This is a genomic window from Streptomyces sp. NBC_01013, assembly GCF_045162765.1.
In the GTDB taxonomy this organism is placed as follows: domain Bacteria; phylum Actinomycetota; class Actinomycetes; order Streptomycetales; family Streptomycetaceae; genus Streptomyces.
Genome location: NZ_CP108687.1, coordinates 1,552,544 through 1,567,755, shown reverse-complemented (window position 1 = coordinate 1,567,755; position 15,212 = coordinate 1,552,544). Strand labels below are relative to the sequence as shown.

12 protein-coding genes and 1 pseudogene are annotated in these 15,212 nt (G+C 71.9%); 6 read left to right on the top strand and 7 right to left on the bottom strand.

The genetic code is table 11. The features are described from left to right. Nucleotides 1-8: 8 nt before the first annotated feature. Together OG538_RS06725 and OG538_RS06720 are read right to left on the bottom strand one after the other, a co-directional pair. On the bottom strand, nucleotides 9-2,585 hold the full coding sequence (locus OG538_RS06725; protein WP_406091138.1) for an FtsX-like permease family protein: 2,577 nt from the start codon (nucleotides 2,583-2,585) through the stop codon (nucleotides 9-11). A 20-nt stretch (nucleotides 2,586-2,605) separates the two neighbouring features. After that, complete coding sequence (locus OG538_RS06720; protein ID WP_406091136.1) at nucleotides 2,606-3,316, bottom strand: ABC transporter ATP-binding protein; 711 nt, start codon at nucleotides 3,314-3,316, stop codon at nucleotides 2,606-2,608. Nucleotides 3,317-3,485: 169 nt separating this feature from the next. Between OG538_RS06720 and OG538_RS06715 the strand changes: the two genes are divergently transcribed. After that, on the top strand, nucleotides 3,486-4,715 hold the full coding sequence (locus OG538_RS06715) for a sensor histidine kinase (protein ID WP_406091134.1): 1,230 nt from the start codon (nucleotides 3,486-3,488) through the stop codon (nucleotides 4,713-4,715). Then, nucleotides 4,703-5,362, top strand: a complete 660-nt coding sequence (locus OG538_RS06710; RefSeq protein ID WP_406091132.1) for a LuxR C-terminal-related transcriptional regulator — start codon at nucleotides 4,703-4,705, stop codon at nucleotides 5,360-5,362. Before OG538_RS06715 ends, OG538_RS06710 begins: the two co-directional genes overlap by 13 nt. A 105-nt stretch (nucleotides 5,363-5,467) precedes the next feature. Here OG538_RS06710 and OG538_RS06705 read toward each other — a convergent pair whose 3' ends face one another. Further along, nucleotides 5,468-6,685 carry an IS110 family transposase gene (locus OG538_RS06705; RefSeq protein WP_406099985.1) on the bottom strand — a complete coding sequence of 406 codons (1,218 nt, stop codon included), beginning with the start codon at nucleotides 6,683-6,685 and terminating at the stop codon, nucleotides 5,468-5,470. A 332-nt stretch (nucleotides 6,686-7,017) separates the two neighbouring features. Between OG538_RS06705 and OG538_RS06700 the strand changes: the two genes are divergently transcribed. Continuing rightward, nucleotides 7,018-7,653: a LysE family translocator gene (locus OG538_RS06700; RefSeq protein WP_406091130.1), complete on the top strand. Its 636-nt coding sequence runs from the start codon at nucleotides 7,018-7,020 to the stop codon at nucleotides 7,651-7,653. A 264-nt stretch (nucleotides 7,654-7,917) separates the two neighbouring features. Here the strand turns inward: OG538_RS06700 and OG538_RS06695 are convergent, their stop codons facing one another. Beyond that, nucleotides 7,918-8,304 carry a VOC family protein gene (locus OG538_RS06695; RefSeq protein WP_406091128.1) on the bottom strand — a complete coding sequence of 129 codons (387 nt, stop codon included), beginning with the start codon at nucleotides 8,302-8,304 and terminating at the stop codon, nucleotides 7,918-7,920. Between the two features lie 70 nt (nucleotides 8,305-8,374). On the opposite strand from OG538_RS06695, the gene OG538_RS06690 reads away from it, so the two are divergent. Further along, the gene (locus OG538_RS06690; protein WP_406091127.1) at nucleotides 8,375-9,016 is read left to right on the top strand and encodes a nucleoside/nucleotide kinase family protein; all 642 of its coding nucleotides are present in this window, start codon (nucleotides 8,375-8,377) and stop codon (nucleotides 9,014-9,016) included. Between the two features lie 69 nt (nucleotides 9,017-9,085). Beyond that, the gene (locus OG538_RS06685) at nucleotides 9,086-10,216 is read left to right on the top strand and encodes a M24 family metallopeptidase (protein WP_406091125.1); all 1,131 of its coding nucleotides are present in this window, start codon (nucleotides 9,086-9,088) and stop codon (nucleotides 10,214-10,216) included. A gap of 32 nt (nucleotides 10,217-10,248) precedes the next feature. Here the strand turns inward: OG538_RS06685 and OG538_RS06680 are convergent. The 3 genes and pseudogenes from OG538_RS06680 to treZ all read right to left on the bottom strand — a co-directional run. Next, nucleotides 10,249-10,542, bottom strand: a pseudogene (locus OG538_RS06680) (transposase); the annotation flags it as partial. A 286-nt stretch (nucleotides 10,543-10,828) separates the two neighbouring features. Continuing rightward, complete coding sequence (locus OG538_RS06675) at nucleotides 10,829-11,665, bottom strand: alpha/beta fold hydrolase (protein WP_406100014.1); 837 nt, start codon at nucleotides 11,663-11,665, stop codon at nucleotides 10,829-10,831. A gap of 237 nt (nucleotides 11,666-11,902) precedes the next feature. Beyond that, the gene (gene treZ / locus OG538_RS06670; RefSeq protein ID WP_406091123.1) at nucleotides 11,903-13,663 is read right to left on the bottom strand and encodes a malto-oligosyltrehalose trehalohydrolase; all 1,761 of its coding nucleotides are present in this window, start codon (nucleotides 13,661-13,663) and stop codon (nucleotides 11,903-11,905) included. Nucleotides 13,664-13,828: 165 nt separating this feature from the next. Here treZ and OG538_RS06665 point away from each other — a divergent pair, with 165 nt between their 5' ends. After that, the gene (locus OG538_RS06665; RefSeq protein ID WP_406091121.1) at nucleotides 13,829-15,184 is read left to right on the top strand and encodes a GH1 family beta-glucosidase; all 1,356 of its coding nucleotides are present in this window, start codon (nucleotides 13,829-13,831) and stop codon (nucleotides 15,182-15,184) included. Nucleotides 15,185-15,212 lie beyond the last annotated feature (28 nt).

Genomic DNA, 15,212 nt, shown 5'->3' with positions numbered 1-15,212 from the left:
TGGACACCTCAGCCCGTCCCGCGGCCGCGCCTGCCGCCCTGCCCGACCGGGAACAGCGTGCCCACAGCCGCCGCAGCCGTCACGGCCAGCACCAGCACCCCGTACTGCGCCGGCGGCAGGTAGGGCAGTCCGCCCGTCGCCGGGAGGGCGAACGCGAGCAGAGGGATCGCCGCGACCACGGTCCCGATCACGAGACCGGCCACCGTCACCAGGCCCGTCTCCAGGACCCGCATCCGCAACAGCTGCCCACGCCCCGTGCCGACCAGTCGCAGCAGGCGGAACTCAGGGCGCCGGCCGACCGAGATCAGGGCGAGGGTGCTGACCACGGCGAGCAGCGCGAATCCGCCGATCACCCCCACACCGATGATGATCAGGGCGTCGCCCTGGTCCGAGGACGAGGGGCTGATCCGCACGTCGTCCGCGGTCGCCGTGCGGACGGCGAGCCCCTTGTACGGTGCCAACGCACGCCGTACGGCCGCCGTGGCGTCCCCGGCCGCCGAGCGCACCAGGATCTGCTGGTCGCGCGGGGCCGAGACATGACCGGCCAGCGCCTCGCGGGGCAGCATGAACTCGCCGAGCCCCAGGGACCGTTCGTAGATCGCCGCGACCTTGGGCCGTACCTGCGTACCGTCCCCGAGACGCAGCTCCACCTCGTCGCCGACACCGACGCCCAGGTCGTCGGCACGGTCCTTGCCGACAGCGACCGTGCCCCGGCCCGTGAGGCCGGCCGGGTCGCCCGCCGTGACCCGGGCGTCGAGCGTGCCGGGCAACTGGTCGGCCGTCACGCCCAGCACCGGGATGCGGTCCAGTGCCGGATCGCCGGCCTCGCGGTGGGCGAGGACGACGGCCGACCGCAACAGACCCGTGGCGGCAGCCACCCCGGGCGCCCGGCGCACGGCACCCGCCACCTCCGCCGGAATACCCGCTGCGGGGCCGGTCACCACCAGGTCCGCCCGCAGGGCGTCGGACGACTGTCGGGCGGCGGCCCGCTCCAGCGTCGTAGCGGCCGCCAGTTGCACGCACACGAAGGCGACGACCAGCACGATCGGGGTGAGTGCCGCACCCAGTCGGCGGTTGTGCGCGGCGGCGGACCGGGCGGCCAGGAAGCCGGAGACCCCGCCCGCACGCCTGGCCGGCGCGCCGAGCACCCGCATCGACATCCGGGCGATCCACGGACCCAGCAGCGCCACCGCGATGATCAACGAGGTCGCCGCACCCGACGCGGCGAGCGCCGCGGCCTGGCCGCTCTGCGTGGCAGCGGTGCCGGCCGAACCGAGCCCCGCTGCCGCCAGCAGCACACCGGCGCCCGTGCGCAGCCGCCCCGGCTCGCCCGGCTCCGGCGCCCGCGCCGCGCTCAGGGCGGCCGCGGGCCGCATCCGGGTCACCGCACGCGCCGCGAGCAGCGCCACCGGCCGGGCGGCCAGGGCGACGAGCAGCGCGCCCAAGACCCCCGCCGCGACGGGCAGCCACACCGGGACGGGCAGCGGCAGCGGGTCCGTGGTCAGCAGCGACCGCATCAGCAGCCCGAGCGGCACGGAGAGGAGCGCGCCCAGCACCGAGGCAGCGGCCGCGACCCGGCCCGACTCACGGCCGACCGCCGACCTGAGCTGCCGGGGAGTCGCGCCGACCGCCCGCAGCAGCGCCAGTTCGCCGGAGCGCTGGTGCACCGCCTGGGAGATGGTGGTGGCGATCACGAGCAGGGCCACCATGAGGACCGTTCCGGCGATCGACGCCAGCAGCGCCAGCAGATCGCCGCGCCCGCCGAGCGCGTCGATGTGCTCCGCCTCCCCGCGCTCGGCCCCCGTCAGCACACGCGGACCGCGCTCGTCTCCGTCGTGTCCTGCCACCGCCTCGCCCAGGGACGCCCGCAGCGCGTCGGCGGACACGTCCCGCTCGGCCACGACGGCGACGGCGTCCACCGTGCCGGGGTGGCCCGCCAGTGCGGTGAGCCGGGGCTCGGTGAAGAACACGGCGGGTGCGTCGCCCCGGTGGCCGGTGGCGGCCACCCCGCTGACGGTGTACTGCCTGGCCGCGCCGTCCACTTGGAGCATGACGTGCCCGCCCGGTTCGCCGCCCTCGGTGACCAGCGCCGCGTCCACGACCACCTCCGACGCCGACCTCGGCGGGCGCCCCTCGGACAACTCGTACGCGGTCAGCGCGGCGGACGGCCATGAGCGTCCGACCGCGGAGGCCCCGTCGCCCGCCGTCACCGGAACCGAGTCGTCCGCGACGGCCCGTGCCACGCCGTCCGCAGCTGCCGCCCGCGCCACCACCGAACGCTCCAGCCGCACCCGTTCCGGCAGATGGGCGGTGACCGTCTGCGGCTCGCTGCCCCACGGCTTCGCCGTGTACGAGACCCGCTGATCGGCCACCACCACCGCATCGGCCCCGGCGTAACGCTCCACCGGCGGCCGCGCCAGCAGCAGCGAGCCGAGCACCAGCGAGAAGGCGCCGAGCAGCGCGGCGGCGCAGGCCACCGCCGCGAACACCGCGGTCCAGGCCCGGCGATGGGCCGTCAGCGAGCGGCGGCCCAAGAACGCCGAGGCCCGCCGGCTCCCGGCCCGCGCGGTCGCGCGAACCGGCATCTTGCGTGTTTCTGTGAGCGTCATCGCAGCCGGCCGCCGTCCATCGTCATGACCGTGTCCGCCCAGCTCGCCGCCACCGGGTCATGGGTGACCATCACGACCGTACGGCCGTCGACCCGAACCGCATCCCGCAGCAGACCCAGCACCAGCGCCGCCGACTCCGGGTCCAGGGAAGCCGTCGGCTCGTCCGCGAAGAGCACATCGGGTTCGGTCACCAAGGCCCGGGCCACCGCGACCCGTTGCTGCTCTCCGCCGGACAGGGTCGCCGGTCCGCCACCGCCCCTGCCGGACAGCCCGACCCGGTCCAGCAGCAGCCGGCCCCGGTCCAGCACCCGCTCGTCCTCGGGATCGGCGCCGGCCAGGACCAGCGGGAGCACGACGTTCTCCTCGATGCTCAGCGACGACACCAGGTTCAGCGCGTGGGACTGGAAGACGAAGCCGATCCTGTCCCGGCGCAGCCGGGTCAGCGCAGCCTCGGACAGCTTGCCGAGATCGGTTCCCGCGATCCGCACCGTGCCCGACGACGGCCGGTCCAGGCCCGCCGCGCACTGGAGGAACGTGCTCTTGCCCGATCCCGAAGGACCGACCACCGCGGTGAAGCTGCCCACCGGGACCACGCAGCTCACCGCGTCGAGCGCGACCGCCTCCCGGCCGCTGCCGCGCCGCCCGTGGCGCCGGCTCACCGACTCCAGTTCCAGCGCCGCCGTGCGCAGTGCCGTGGTTGTCTCCACCGTGGACCCTCACTTTCTTCCGTACGTCCTGACCTGCGTAAACGCTATGGGGGCGAGGGTGTCCGGGCGAGGGTGCGCGCTCCCGGACCGGGGGTGCAGCCAGCACCACCACCGCCCGGGGTGACCGCTCCACTCCGGCGGCGGGCCGCCCCCCGTAACGTGGTGCGGCATGAGCACCACCCCCGTCCCGCTGACGGTCGCCGTCCGGCGTTCCTGGCATGCCTCGCGCTATGTCCTCATCGGCATCCCGATCGCCCTGCTCGCGTACGTCGCCACGTTCCTGGTGGTGGCGGCGCTGCTGTTCGCCGTCGTGGTGATCGGGCTGCCGGCGCTGCCGGAGGCTGCCAAGGCGCTGCACCGGCTCGCGGAGTTCGAGCGGCGCAGGGCGGCGGCGTACCTCGGCGTCCCCTTCCGGCCGACGCCGCACCTGCCGCTCGACCGTGGCGAGCTCGCCGAGCGGGTCAGGTATGTGCTCACCGATCCCACCGTCCGGCGCGAGGCCCTGTGGCTGCCGTTCCAGGCGCTGGCCGGCAACGTCATCGGCTACCTCGCGATGGTGCTGTGGCCGGTCGCGCTGCTGGTGGACGGGATCGTGCTGTCCCTCGCGCATCTGCTGGACCGGCGGAGCGCCGATGAGTACGGAACGCCACCGCCCGAGCGCCTGGGCCTCGCCCTGCGCTGGCATCCCGTACTCGCCGAACTGTCGGCGAGCTGGACCAGGTCCCTGCTGACCATCCCACCTTCTGCCGAACTCGCCGAACGAGTAGCCCAGTTGACGGAGAGCCGGGCCGGGGCGGTCGAGGCACACGGTGCCGAACTCCGCCGTATCGAACGGGACCTGCACGACGGCGCGCAGGCCCGCATCGTCGCCCTTTCGATGCGCATCGGCCTGGCCAAGCAGGTCCTGGACCGGGACCCCGCCGCCGCGCGGCAGCGTCTGGACGAGGCCCAGGACGGCGTCGACGCGGCGCTCGCGGAGCTGCGGCACGTGGTCCGCGGCATCCACCCGCCCATCCTGACCGACCGGGGGCTCGCGGGTGCGGTACGGGCCTTGGCCGCGGACTCGGCCGTTCCCGTCACGGTGGAACTCGACGGCGTCGACGACGGGTTCCGGCTGCCGGCCGCCATCGAGGCCGCCGCCTACTTCGTGATAGCCGAGGCGCTCACCAACATCGGCAAGCACAGCGGTGCGACGGCCGCACGCGTACGGATCGACCGGGCCCCGGACGCCCTGCTCGTGGCCATCGGCGACGATGGGCACGGCGGCGCGGACGAACGCGGCGGCAGCGGGCTGGTCGGGATCAGGCGGCGGATCGCCGCCCTGGACGGGACCACCCGCATCAGCAGCCCCACCGGGGGGCCGACGAACATCGAAGTGGAGCTGCCGTGCGGATCGTGATCGCCGAGGACAACGCCCTGTTGCGGGAGGGCCTGATCCTGCTGCTCACCAGCTCCGGCCACGAGGTGGTGGCGGATGCCGCGGCAGGCCCCGAGGTGCTGCCCGCCCTGCTGGAACACCGCCCGGACGCCGCCGTCCTCGACGTACGACTGCCGCCCACGTTCCGTGACGAGGGGCTGCGAGCCGCCATCGCCGCGCGCAAGGAAATGCCCGACCTGCCGATCCTGGTCCTGTCCCAGTACGTCGAGGAGACCTACGCCGCCGAACTGCTCGCCCAGGGCGCGCAGGGCATCGGATACCTGCTCAAGGACCGGGTGGGCCGCGTCGAGCAGTTCCTCCAGGCCCTGGACCGGGTGGCTTCCGGCGGCACCGCGCTCGATCCCGAGGTGGTCAGCCAGCTGCTGACCCGCAAGGCGTCCGCGAAGCCGCTGCTGAGTCTCACCCCCCGGGAGCGGGAGGTCCTGGAACTGATGGCCCAGGGCAAGGCGAACGGCACCATCGCCACCGAACTCGTCGTCACCGAGAGGGCGGTGAGCAAGCACATCGGCTCCATCTTCGCCAAACTCGGCCTCGAACCGGACGACGGCTCGGTCCATCGCAGGGTCCTGGCGGTGCTCGCGTACCTGGAGGGCAACGGGGCGCGCTGAGGGGAGCGGGACGGTCCGGCGTGCGCGACCAGGATTCCGGGGGGGGTGCCTCTATGTCGTTCGTCAAGGCATCCCTGTCGGGTTTGGGGTGGTTCGGGTGGGGGGCTATGCGGCGAGTTCGACGTCCTTCGGTGTCCGAGATTCGTAGAAGGTGCCGTCTCGGAGCATGGCGAACAGGACGCTGATGCGCTGGCGGGCGAGTCGGAGGAGGGCTTGGGTGTGGGTTTTGCCGCGGGCTCGCTGTTTGTCGTAGTAGGTCCGGGAGGCCGGATCGGCGTTCATGCAGGCGAAGGCGGAGAGGAACATGGCCCGTTTGAGCTGCCGGTTGCCGCCTCGGGGCGCGTGTTCGCCGTGGATCGAGGTTCCGGATTGCCGGGTGTTCGGGGCAAGGCCGGCGTAGGAGGCGAGGTGGGCGGCGGTGGGGAAGTTGGTGCCGTCGCCGACGGTGGTCAGCAGGACTGCGGCGGTCCTGACGCCGACGCCGGGCATCGAGGTCAGGACCTGGGAAAGAGGGTGGGCCTCCAGCAGGGTGCTGATCTGGGTTTCCAGGGCCCGGCGCTGTTCGTGGACGGCGCCGAGGGAGCGGGCCAGGGAGGGAATGACGGTGCCGAGGGTGCTGGTTCCAGGCACGATCACGGTCTGCTCGTCCAGGGCGTCGAAGACCTCGTCGATCAGCCGTGCGGCCATGCGCGGGGCCTTGGGGCGGATGAGCTCGACGAGTTTGCGGCGGCCGGCTTTCCGCAAGGCGGCTGGGGATCCGTGGCGTTCCAGCAGCCAGGTGACGGCCCGGTGGTCCAGGCGCGGGCCAAGGACACGTTCCAGGCTGGGGTGAAACTGGGTGAGAAGGCCGCGTATGCGGTTGCTGGTGCGGGTGGCCTCGGCGGCGAGGTCCTGGTCGAAGCCGACCAGGACGTTCAGCTCGGCGGTGATCTCGTCGGTCAGTTCCAGCGAGCGCAGGGTGTGGGGCAGGGTGCGGGCGGCGTCCGCGATGACTGCGGCGTCCTTCGCGTCGGTCTTCGCCTCGCCCGGGTAGAGATCGGCGATCCGGCGCATCGCCAGGCCGGGCAGGTAAGCGACCCGGCAGCCGGCGTCCCGGGCCACGGTCAGGGGCAGAGCCCCGATGGAGGCGGGCTGGTCCACGATCACCAGCACTGTGCCGAACTTCGCGGCCAGCTTCTCGAAGACGGCCCGCAGCTTCGGCTCGCTGTTGGGCAGCTGCTTGTCGAAGACCTTCTTCCCGACCGGGGTCAGCCCGTGGCCGTGATGGGCACTCTTGCCGACATCCAGGCCCAGGAAGACGCCCACCTCAGTGGTGTCGAACATCGATACTCCCTCTCCCCAAAGGGTGTTCACGGTGCCGGCCTCGGCGTTGGTGTCGTACGCGCGCATCCACGTTATGCAGACCTGCCGCCCGCGAGCCGTCCGGCATTGCGCCGGACCGGGCAGTGGCCGGACCTCTCATCAGCGTCTCCGACGGCACCTCCCGGGCCCGGTGACACCACCCCCCAGGTCATGCCTTCGACAGGGGGACACAGTCATGCCGGGCCCGGAGGCCAGCGGTCCCATTGCAGGACCGCCAAGAACATAACGGGGGCGAACCTACGAGTTCGCCGAAACAGCGGAGGCGCCGGAGCCGATGTGCGTACGCTGCGGAAGTGATCGGACCAGAGCGTTTGACTGTCTTCCTGACCGTGGTGACTGTGCTGATCGCCGTGCCGGGGCCAAGCGTCCTGTTCGTGGTGAGCCGTGGGGTGGCGCTGGGCCGAAAGGCCGCTGTGTCGACAGCGGTGGGGAACGAGGCGGGGCTGCTCGTTCAGGTGGTGCTGGTGGCGTTCGGGCTGGGGGAAGTGCTCGCCCGCTCCCTCCTGGTCTTCTCGATCCTCAAGTTCGCCGGTGCGTTCTATCTCGTCTATCTCGGTGTTCAGGCATGGCGGCAACGCAAGCTGCTGATGGTGGAGGATCAGACCGCCTCGGCGGCGGGTCGCCCGGGACGCATTTTCCGGGAGGGCTTCATCGTCGGAGTGAGCAATCCCAAGGGGCTGCTGATCTTCGGTGCGGTACTGCCGCAGTTCGTCGACGCGTCAGCGGGAAACGCACAGGTGCAGCTGTTGGTGCTCGGCCTGATCTGCGTCCTGATTGCACTGATCTCCGACGCGGCCTGGGGCCTCCTCGCCGGAACGGCCCGCAACTGGCTTGCCGGTTCACCACGTCGACTGTCCTGGATCGGTGGGGCGTCGGGCATCGTGATGGTCGGCCTGGGGGTCCGGCTGGCGTTCAGCGGCCGGGAATGAATCAGGAGCGAGGACGGCCGCCGCACTGACCTGGCTCAGCACGTCCACGGACACATCGGCGCCGTCTTCGCCGAGCTCGGCCTCGAACCGGACCACGGGCCGGTCCACCGCCGGGTCCCGGCGGACCCGGCTCGCCTGGAGGGTGGTGGGCCGCGCTGAGGGAGGTGGCCCTCTCGGCCGGCCGTCAAGAGCGGGGCGGAACCATGAGGTTGGGCCGGGGCGTCACCGCCCGGTCCTGCGGACCCGGCCCGCCCCCGCCGCGCGTCACGCCGGCTGGAGCAGATCCCAGCGGTTGCCGTACAGGTCCTCGAAGACCGCGACCGAGCCGTAGACCTCGTGCCGCGGCTCCTCCAGGAACCGCACCCCGGCCGCCAGCATGCGCGCATGATCGCCGGTGAAGTCCTCGGTGTACAGGAAGAAGCCGACCCGCCCACCGGTCTGCGCCCCGACGGCCGCCGTCTGCGCCTCGTTCTTGGCGCGGGCCAGCAGAAGTCCTGTGCCCTCGGTGCCCCGCGGCCGCACCACGATCCAGCGGGAGCCGTCGCCCCGGTCGGTGTCCTCGACCAGTTCGAAGCCGAGGGCTCCGGTGTAGAAGCCGATTGCCTCGTCGTAGTCGCGGACGACCAGGGTGACCAGAGCGATGTGGGACATGGGGTTCCTCGCGGGACGGAAGGGAGACGGAAGGGCGGGGGCTACGGCCCGTGACGGGACAATATCCGCCATGGACCCCAACGACCTACCCGACCTGACGGCCCGTGCCCGCCGCCTCGCCCTGGCCGGAGGCCGCCGCATCCTCGGAATCGCCGGGCCGCCCGGGGCCGGCAAGTCGACCCTGGCCGAGCAGCTCGTCGGCGCGCTCGGACCGCTCGCCGTCCTCGTGCCGATGGACGGCTTCCATCTCGCCCAGGCCGAACTGGAACGCCTCGGGCGGGCGGAGCGCAAGGGCGCTCCCGACACCTTCGACGCCGCCGGGTACGCCGCTCTGCTCCAGCGGCTGCGGGCGCCGGAGCCGGGGACCGTCGTGTACGCCCCCGCCTTCGACCGGTCCCTGGAACAGCCGGTCGCGGGCGCCGTTCCCGTACCGCCGGGCGTCCCGCTCGTCGTCACCGAGGGCAACTACCTCCTGTACGGGGAGGGGCCCTGGGCCCCGGTGCGCGGGCTGCTGGACGAGGCGTGGTTCCTGGAGCTCGACCAGGACGTACGCATCCGCAGGCTCGTCGACCGGCATGTGCGGTTCGGCAAGCAGCGGGCGTACGCGGAGCGCTGGGTGGAGGGCTCCGACGAGGCCAACGCACGGCTCGTCGCCGCGGGGCGCGACCGCGCAGACCTCGTCGTACGGCTCGGTGACGGCTCGCGGTCCTGACTGCTCGCCCACGACCGTCCGGGCGGGCAGGATGCAGGGAGCCGTTCCGCCGTCGCCAGGAGGTCCCGCATGTCCAGCCCGAACCAGCCCGTGCCGTTCACCGCCGGCGACTACCGGGCCCGGATGACGCGGGCCGCCGAGAGCGCCGCGGCCGCCGGACTCGCGGGGGTGCTCGTCTCGCCCGGGCCCGACATGGTCTACCTGACCGGCTACCAGCCCACGGCGGTCACCGAGCGCCTCACCGTCCTCGTCCTGACCGCAGGCCAGGACCCGGTGCTGGTCGTGCCCACCCTGGAGGCCCCCGACGCCGAGAAGGCCGTCGGTGCGCCGGCGCTGACCCTGCGTGACTGGACCGATGGCAAGGACCCGTACGCCGTCACCGCGCCACTGCTTGACGGGCAGGGCCGTTTCGGGATCAGCGACAACACCTGGGCGATGCACCTTCTCGGGCTTCAACAGCTCCTGCCCGGGACCTCGTACGCTTCCCTCACCGAGGCGCTGCCCATGTTGCGCGCGGTGAAGGACGCCCATGAGCTGGACCGGCTCGCCGCGGCCGGGGCGGCCGCCGACGCCACGTACGGAGAGATCCTCAGGGTCCGGTTCTCCGGCCGTAAGGAGACCGACGTCGCGGCTGATCTGGCCCGGCTGCTCACCGAGTCCGGACACTCCCAGGTGGACTTCACCGTGGTCGGCTCCGGGCCGAACGGCGCCAACCCGCACCACGAGGCGGGGGACCGCACCATCGAGCGCGGCGACATGGTGGTGCTCGACTTCGGCGGCCTCAAGCACGGCTACGGATCCGACACCTCCCGCACGGTCCACGTCGGGGAGCCCACCGCCGAGGAGCAGCGGGTCCACGACATCGTGCGCGAGGCGCAGAAGGCGGGCTGCGACGCAGTGCGGCCTGGCGTCGCCTGCCAGGAGGTCGACCGGGCGGCCCGCGCCGTCATCACCGAATTCGGCTACGGCGAGCGCTTCATCCACCGCACCGGTCACGGCATCGGCGTCACCACCCACGAGCCGCCGTACATGATCGAGGGCGAGGAACAGCCGCTCGTTCCCGGCATGTGTTTCTCCGTGGAGCCCGGCATCTACCTCCCGGGCCGGTTCGGCGTACGGATCGAGGACATCGTGACCGTCACCGAGGACGGCGGCCGCCGGCTCAACGCCACGGCCCGCGAGCTGGCGATCGTCGAGTAAGGGCTGTCCCGCCAGGAATTGCGGGACAGCCCGTAGGCGTGCTCCAGGTCGGAGCGGCGGAGAAATGCCTGCCGGAAGCGGTCCACGTCGTCCGGGGTAGCACCGGTCTTCGAGGACCATAACCACACTGGCGGGGCATCCCGGTCCTTCGACAGATGCTCGACCTTCAGCCGCATCAACGTACTCTCCACCAGGGGAAGTTCACCCTCGTGGTCGAGCCAGGAGGAGCGGTGGGTGAGCCTTGGATGGACCCGGTCCCATGCCTGCGTCCCGGCCTTGCCGTAGCTGGTGGTGTCGGTGACCGTGGTGATCACGGGCTTGGGCCAGGGACTCCAGGCGCCGTCTCCGGCTTGGTGAAGTGGGACCCCGGGCCGTGCTGGGGCGACCGCTGACACCGTGCGTTCGCGGTGGCTTCGGCAGACGCATCACTCGGTCGGAGCGGACCCGGCCGGCCATCTCGACCGGCAGGTCGCGCAGGACGGCCTTCGTCTCGGTCACGTGCACCTTGGTCGGAGCACATGATCAGACGAAGGCCGCCCCCACGTCCGGCGAACCCCCGCCTGGGTGATCAAGTTCGGGACGCCGTTCGAAGCCGGAAGATCAAGAACAAGCTCAGCCTCGAAGGAACTCAATGAGCTTCGGCGCCAGTTTCTTGGGCGCCATGACCACCGCTCCGTGATTGAGGCCCTGGAGCGTGTGATGGTCGGCGTCGGGCAGCACCTCCGTGACCGCTCGCGCGGCGCTCTGGAAGCCGTCCGGGCTCTTTGAGCCGGTCATGACGAGGGTCGGTGCAGTCGCGGCCGACCACGTCTCGGCGGTGAGGGGTTTGCCCTGCTGGGTGTCGCCCATGACCGCGATGTCGTAGGGCAGGGTATGGGCCATTGCCTTGAGGTTCGACCACACTCCGGGCATCAGCCGCATCGATCCGACCATGAACGCGGGCATGCCCTGGGCCTTGGTCATGAAGGTCTTGACCGCCTCGCTGCGCCGGTCCTCGGCGATCAGACCGTCGATGTGCCGTGCGAAGTCCCGCGGCGGTCCGAAGTCGCTGGGTGCGACGGCGAAGGGCGGCTCGTAGAGCGTGAGCCGCTTGATGTTCAGGCCAGCCGCGGCGGCGCGCAGGGCGAGTACCGCACCGGACGAACTGCCGAACACCGAGGCAATACCGCCTGCATGCTCGATCAACGCCGCGATGTCGTCGATTTCGCGCCGCACCGCGTAGTCGGCGTTGTTGCCGCTGGCGCCCCGGCCGCGGCGGTCATAGTTGACGACGGTGAAGTGCGGGGCGAGGAGGCCGGCGAGCTTCTTGGTGTCGGAGCGGTCGGCCAGCGCCGAGGACACCAGGATTACCGTAGGCCCGCTGCCCGACTGCTCAAACGCGATGGGGGTCCCGTCGCTCGAGACAACCGTCGACTTCACGGTGCCCGCCGGCTGGCGAGTTGCTGACATGCTCTTCTCTCCGCTCCACATGGAGGTGCCGTACTTCTGATGCAGATGGGACAGCGGCTCGGCGAAAAAATCATCGGTCCCGCAGCATCGAATTTTGAACCTCGTGCGCCGGAGCGGCCCTGGCCTCCGTCATCGTGGTGGGCCGCCCGTACCCGTGACGTCTTCTCGTTTGACCCCTTGCCAACGTCATGGCAGGGGGGCGGGGGGTCGGTTTTTCGAGCGTCGCCCCGCCCGGCATCAGTCGTCGGCCAGCACCACACACGACTCCGGCGGCAGGTGCAGCGCCCCGTCCGCACCGGGCGCGTCGACGGGCAGCCAGGCGGCCAGCACCCTGCCCCCGCCGCTGCGGTGCCGGCCGCCGCCCAGCGGGATCGTGGCGGGCTTCTCGTCGAGGTTGACGGCGATCCGCAGGTCGCCCCGGCGGAACGCCAGCCAGCGGGCTCCGTCGTCGTACGCCGTCTTCACCGTCGCCAGATCCGGATCGCTGAGGTCGGGCAGGGAGCGGCGCAGCGCGATCAGTTCGCGGTACCAGGCGAGCAGTCGGGCGTGCGGTTCGCGCTGCTGTTCGCTCCAGTCCAGACAGGAACGGTCACGGGTGGCCGGGTCCTGCGGGTCCGGGATGTCCTCCTCCGCCCAGCCGTGTGCCCCGAACTCCCGCCGCCTGCCGGTACGCACCGCCTCGGCGAGTTCCGGATCGGTGTGGTCGGTGAAGAACTGCCAGGGTGTGCGGGCGCCCCACTCCTCACCCATGAACAGCATCGGGGTGAAGGGGCCGGTCAGCACGAGTGCCGCCGCGCAGGCCAGCAGGCCGGGGGAGAGGGACGCGGCGAGCCGGTCGCCGAGTGCCCGGTTGCCGATCTGGTCGTGCGTCTGGGCGTAGGCGACGAAACGGTGGGCGGCGGTGCGGGTGATGTCGACGGGGCGGCCGTGGCTGCGGCCCCGGAAGCTGGAGTACGTGCCGTCGTGGAAGAAGGCGCTCGTCACCGTCTTGGCCAGCCCGGCCAGGGGCGCGGCCGCGAAGTCCGCGTAGTAGCCCTGGGACTCACCCGTCAGCGCGGTGTGCAGGCAGTGGTGGAAGTCGTCGTTCCACTGGGCGTGCAGACCGATGCCGCCCGCCTCGCGCGGTGTCGTCGTACGGGGGTCGCAGAGGTCCGACTCGGCGATCAGCGAGAGAGGCCGGCCCAGTTCGGCCGAGAGGACGTCGGTGGCGGCGGACAACTCCTCCAGGAAGGTCAGCGCCCGGGTGTCGGCCAGTGCGTGGACAGCGTCGAGCCGCAGACCGTCCAGCCGGTAGTCGCGCAGCCAGGCGAGTGCGCTGCCGAGCAGGAAGGCGCGCACCTCGTCGGAGCCGGGCGCGTCCAGATTGACCGCCGCGCCCCACGGGGTGTGGTGCGTCTCGGTGAAGTACGGGCCGAAGACGGGGAGGTAGTTGCCGGACGGGCCCAGGTGGTTGTGGACCACGTCCAGGACGACCGCGAGCCCCAGCCCGTGAGCCGTGTCGACGAAGCGCTTCAGCCCCTCGGGCCCGCCGTACGGTTCGTGCACGGCCCACAACGACACCCCCTCGTACCCCCAGCCGTGGACCCCGGGGAACGGGCAGACCGGCATCAGCGACACATGCGTGATGCCCAGCTCGGCGAGGTGTCCCAACCGGGCCGCCGCCGCGTCGAAGGTGCCCTCGTCGGTGTACGTACCGATGTGCAGCTCGTACAGGACCGCGCCCGGCAGCCCTCGCCCCGGCCAGTCGGCGCGCCAGGTGTAGGCATCGTGGTCGACGACGGCGCTCTCGCCGTCAGGCCCGTCCGGCTGGCGGCGCGAGCGCGGATCGGGGCGCACCGGGCCGCCGTCGAGGGCGAAGCCGTAGCGCTCGCTGGGCCCGGCCTCCGCCTCCGCGGTCCACCAGCCGGCCCGGTCCGGATCACGCTCCATCGTCCGCAGCTCACCCGACAGCCGAAGTGTGGCCGATTCCGCGTCCGGTGCCCATACCTCGAACAACATGCAGCGCTCCCTCGTCTCCGTGTACCGGCCCATGGTCGGCAGAAGGCGCGATCTTCGACCCACGACACTGGATCGAGCCCGCTACTGGCGATTAAGGTCTGGTTCTGATCATTGCCCTGCCGGCTTCTGACATACGCACCCCCTCTCACGGCTGTGGAGGCCGAAATGACCGTGCCGCCGTTCCCGCCCGGCTTCCTCTGGGGAGCCTCCGCCTCCGCCTTCCAGACCGAGGGGGCCGCCGACACCGACGGCAAGGGACCCTCCGGCTGGGACGCCTTCGCGGCGCAGCCCGGACGTATCAAGGACGGCACCGACACCAATCGGGGCACCGGCTTCCACCGGCACTACCGCGAGGACGTGGCCCTCCTGGCCGGACTCGGTGCCGACGCCTTCCGGTTCTCGGTGAGCTGGCCCCGTGTCGTGCCCGGCGGCAGCGGGCCGGTCAACCCGCAGGGGCTCGACTTCTACGACCGCCTCGTCGACGAACTCTGCGCCCAGGGCGTCACCCCTGCTCCCACCCTCTACCACTGGGACACCCCGCTCCCGCTGGACGAGGAGGGCGGCTGGCTCAACCGGGACACCGCCTACCGCTTCGCCGAGTACGCGGGCATCGTCGCCGAACGGCTCGCCGACCGCGTACCCATGTGGATCACGATCAACGAACCCGCCGAAGTGACCATGCTCGGGTACGCACTCGGTGAGCATGCCCCCGGCCGCGCCCTCCTCTTCGACGCGCTGCCCGCCGCCCACCACCAGCTCCTCGCCCACGGCCTGGCCGTACGCGCCCTGAGGGCCGCCGGCGCGGACAACATCGGCATAGCCGTCTCGCACTCCCCGGTCTGGACCGCCGGCGAGTCCGAGGAGGACCGACTGGGCGCCGAGCTGTACGACACCCTCACCAACCGGCTGTTCGCCGACCCGCTCCTCACCGGCCGCTACCCCGATGAGAACTTCGCCGCCCTGATGCCGGGTCCCGTCGAGGACGACCTGCGAACCATCTCCACCCCGCTCGACTGGTACGGCGTCAACTACTACAGCCCCACCCTGGTCGGCGCCCCCGCGGCCGACGCCCTCGCCAGCTTCGCCGGCTTCGGCATGCCGGCCGAACTCCCCTTCGGAATCAGGGAGATCGAGGGGTACGAGAAGACGGACTTCGGCTGGCCCGTCGTCCCGGACGGGCTGCGGGAGACCCTCGTCCAGCTGCGGGACCGCTACGGCGACCGGCTCCCGCCCCTCTACATCACCGAGAACGGCTGCGCCGTCGACGAACCCACCGCGGACACCCGCCGGATCGCCTTCCTCGACGGTCACCTCGGGGCCCTTCGCGAGGCCATGGACGCGGGCGTCGACGTACGCGGCTACTTCACCTGGTCGCTCACCGACAACATCGAGTGGACCGAGGGGGTCAGCAAGCGCTTCGGCCTGGTCCACATCGACTACGACACGCTGCGCCGCACGCCAAAGGACTCGTACGCCTGGTACCGCGACGTCATCAGGCAACAGCGCGCGAACAGGGGGTGACGCGCGCCGCCGCACCGGCCCGGCACGC

Excerpts from the sequence above, each read along its gene's own strand:
- OG538_RS06725 (WP_406091138.1), bottom strand. The coding sequence starts at position 2,585 with ATGCCGGTTCGCGCGACCGCGCGGGCCGGGAGCCGGCGGGCCTCGGCG.
- OG538_RS06715 (WP_406091134.1), top strand. The coding sequence starts at position 3,486 with ATGAGCACCACCCCCGTCCCGCTGACGGTCGCCGTCCGGCGTTCCTGG.
- OG538_RS06705 (WP_406099985.1), bottom strand. The coding sequence starts at position 6,685 with ATGTTCGACACCACTGAGGTGGGCGTCTTCCTGGGCCTGGATGTCGGC.
- OG538_RS06695 (WP_406091128.1), bottom strand. The coding sequence starts at position 8,304 with ATGTCCCACATCGCTCTGGTCACCCTGGTCGTCCGCGACTACGACGAG.
- OG538_RS06690 (WP_406091127.1), top strand. The coding sequence starts at position 8,375 with ATGGACCCCAACGACCTACCCGACCTGACGGCCCGTGCCCGCCGCCTC.
- OG538_RS06685 (WP_406091125.1), top strand. The coding sequence starts at position 9,086 with ATGTCCAGCCCGAACCAGCCCGTGCCGTTCACCGCCGGCGACTACCGG.
- OG538_RS06675 (WP_406100014.1), bottom strand. The coding sequence starts at position 11,665 with ATGTCAGCAACTCGCCAGCCGGCGGGCACCGTGAAGTCGACGGTTGTC.
- treZ (WP_406091123.1), bottom strand. The coding sequence starts at position 13,663 with ATGTTGTTCGAGGTATGGGCACCGGACGCGGAATCGGCCACACTTCGG.
- OG538_RS06665 (WP_406091121.1), top strand. The coding sequence starts at position 13,829 with ATGACCGTGCCGCCGTTCCCGCCCGGCTTCCTCTGGGGAGCCTCCGCC.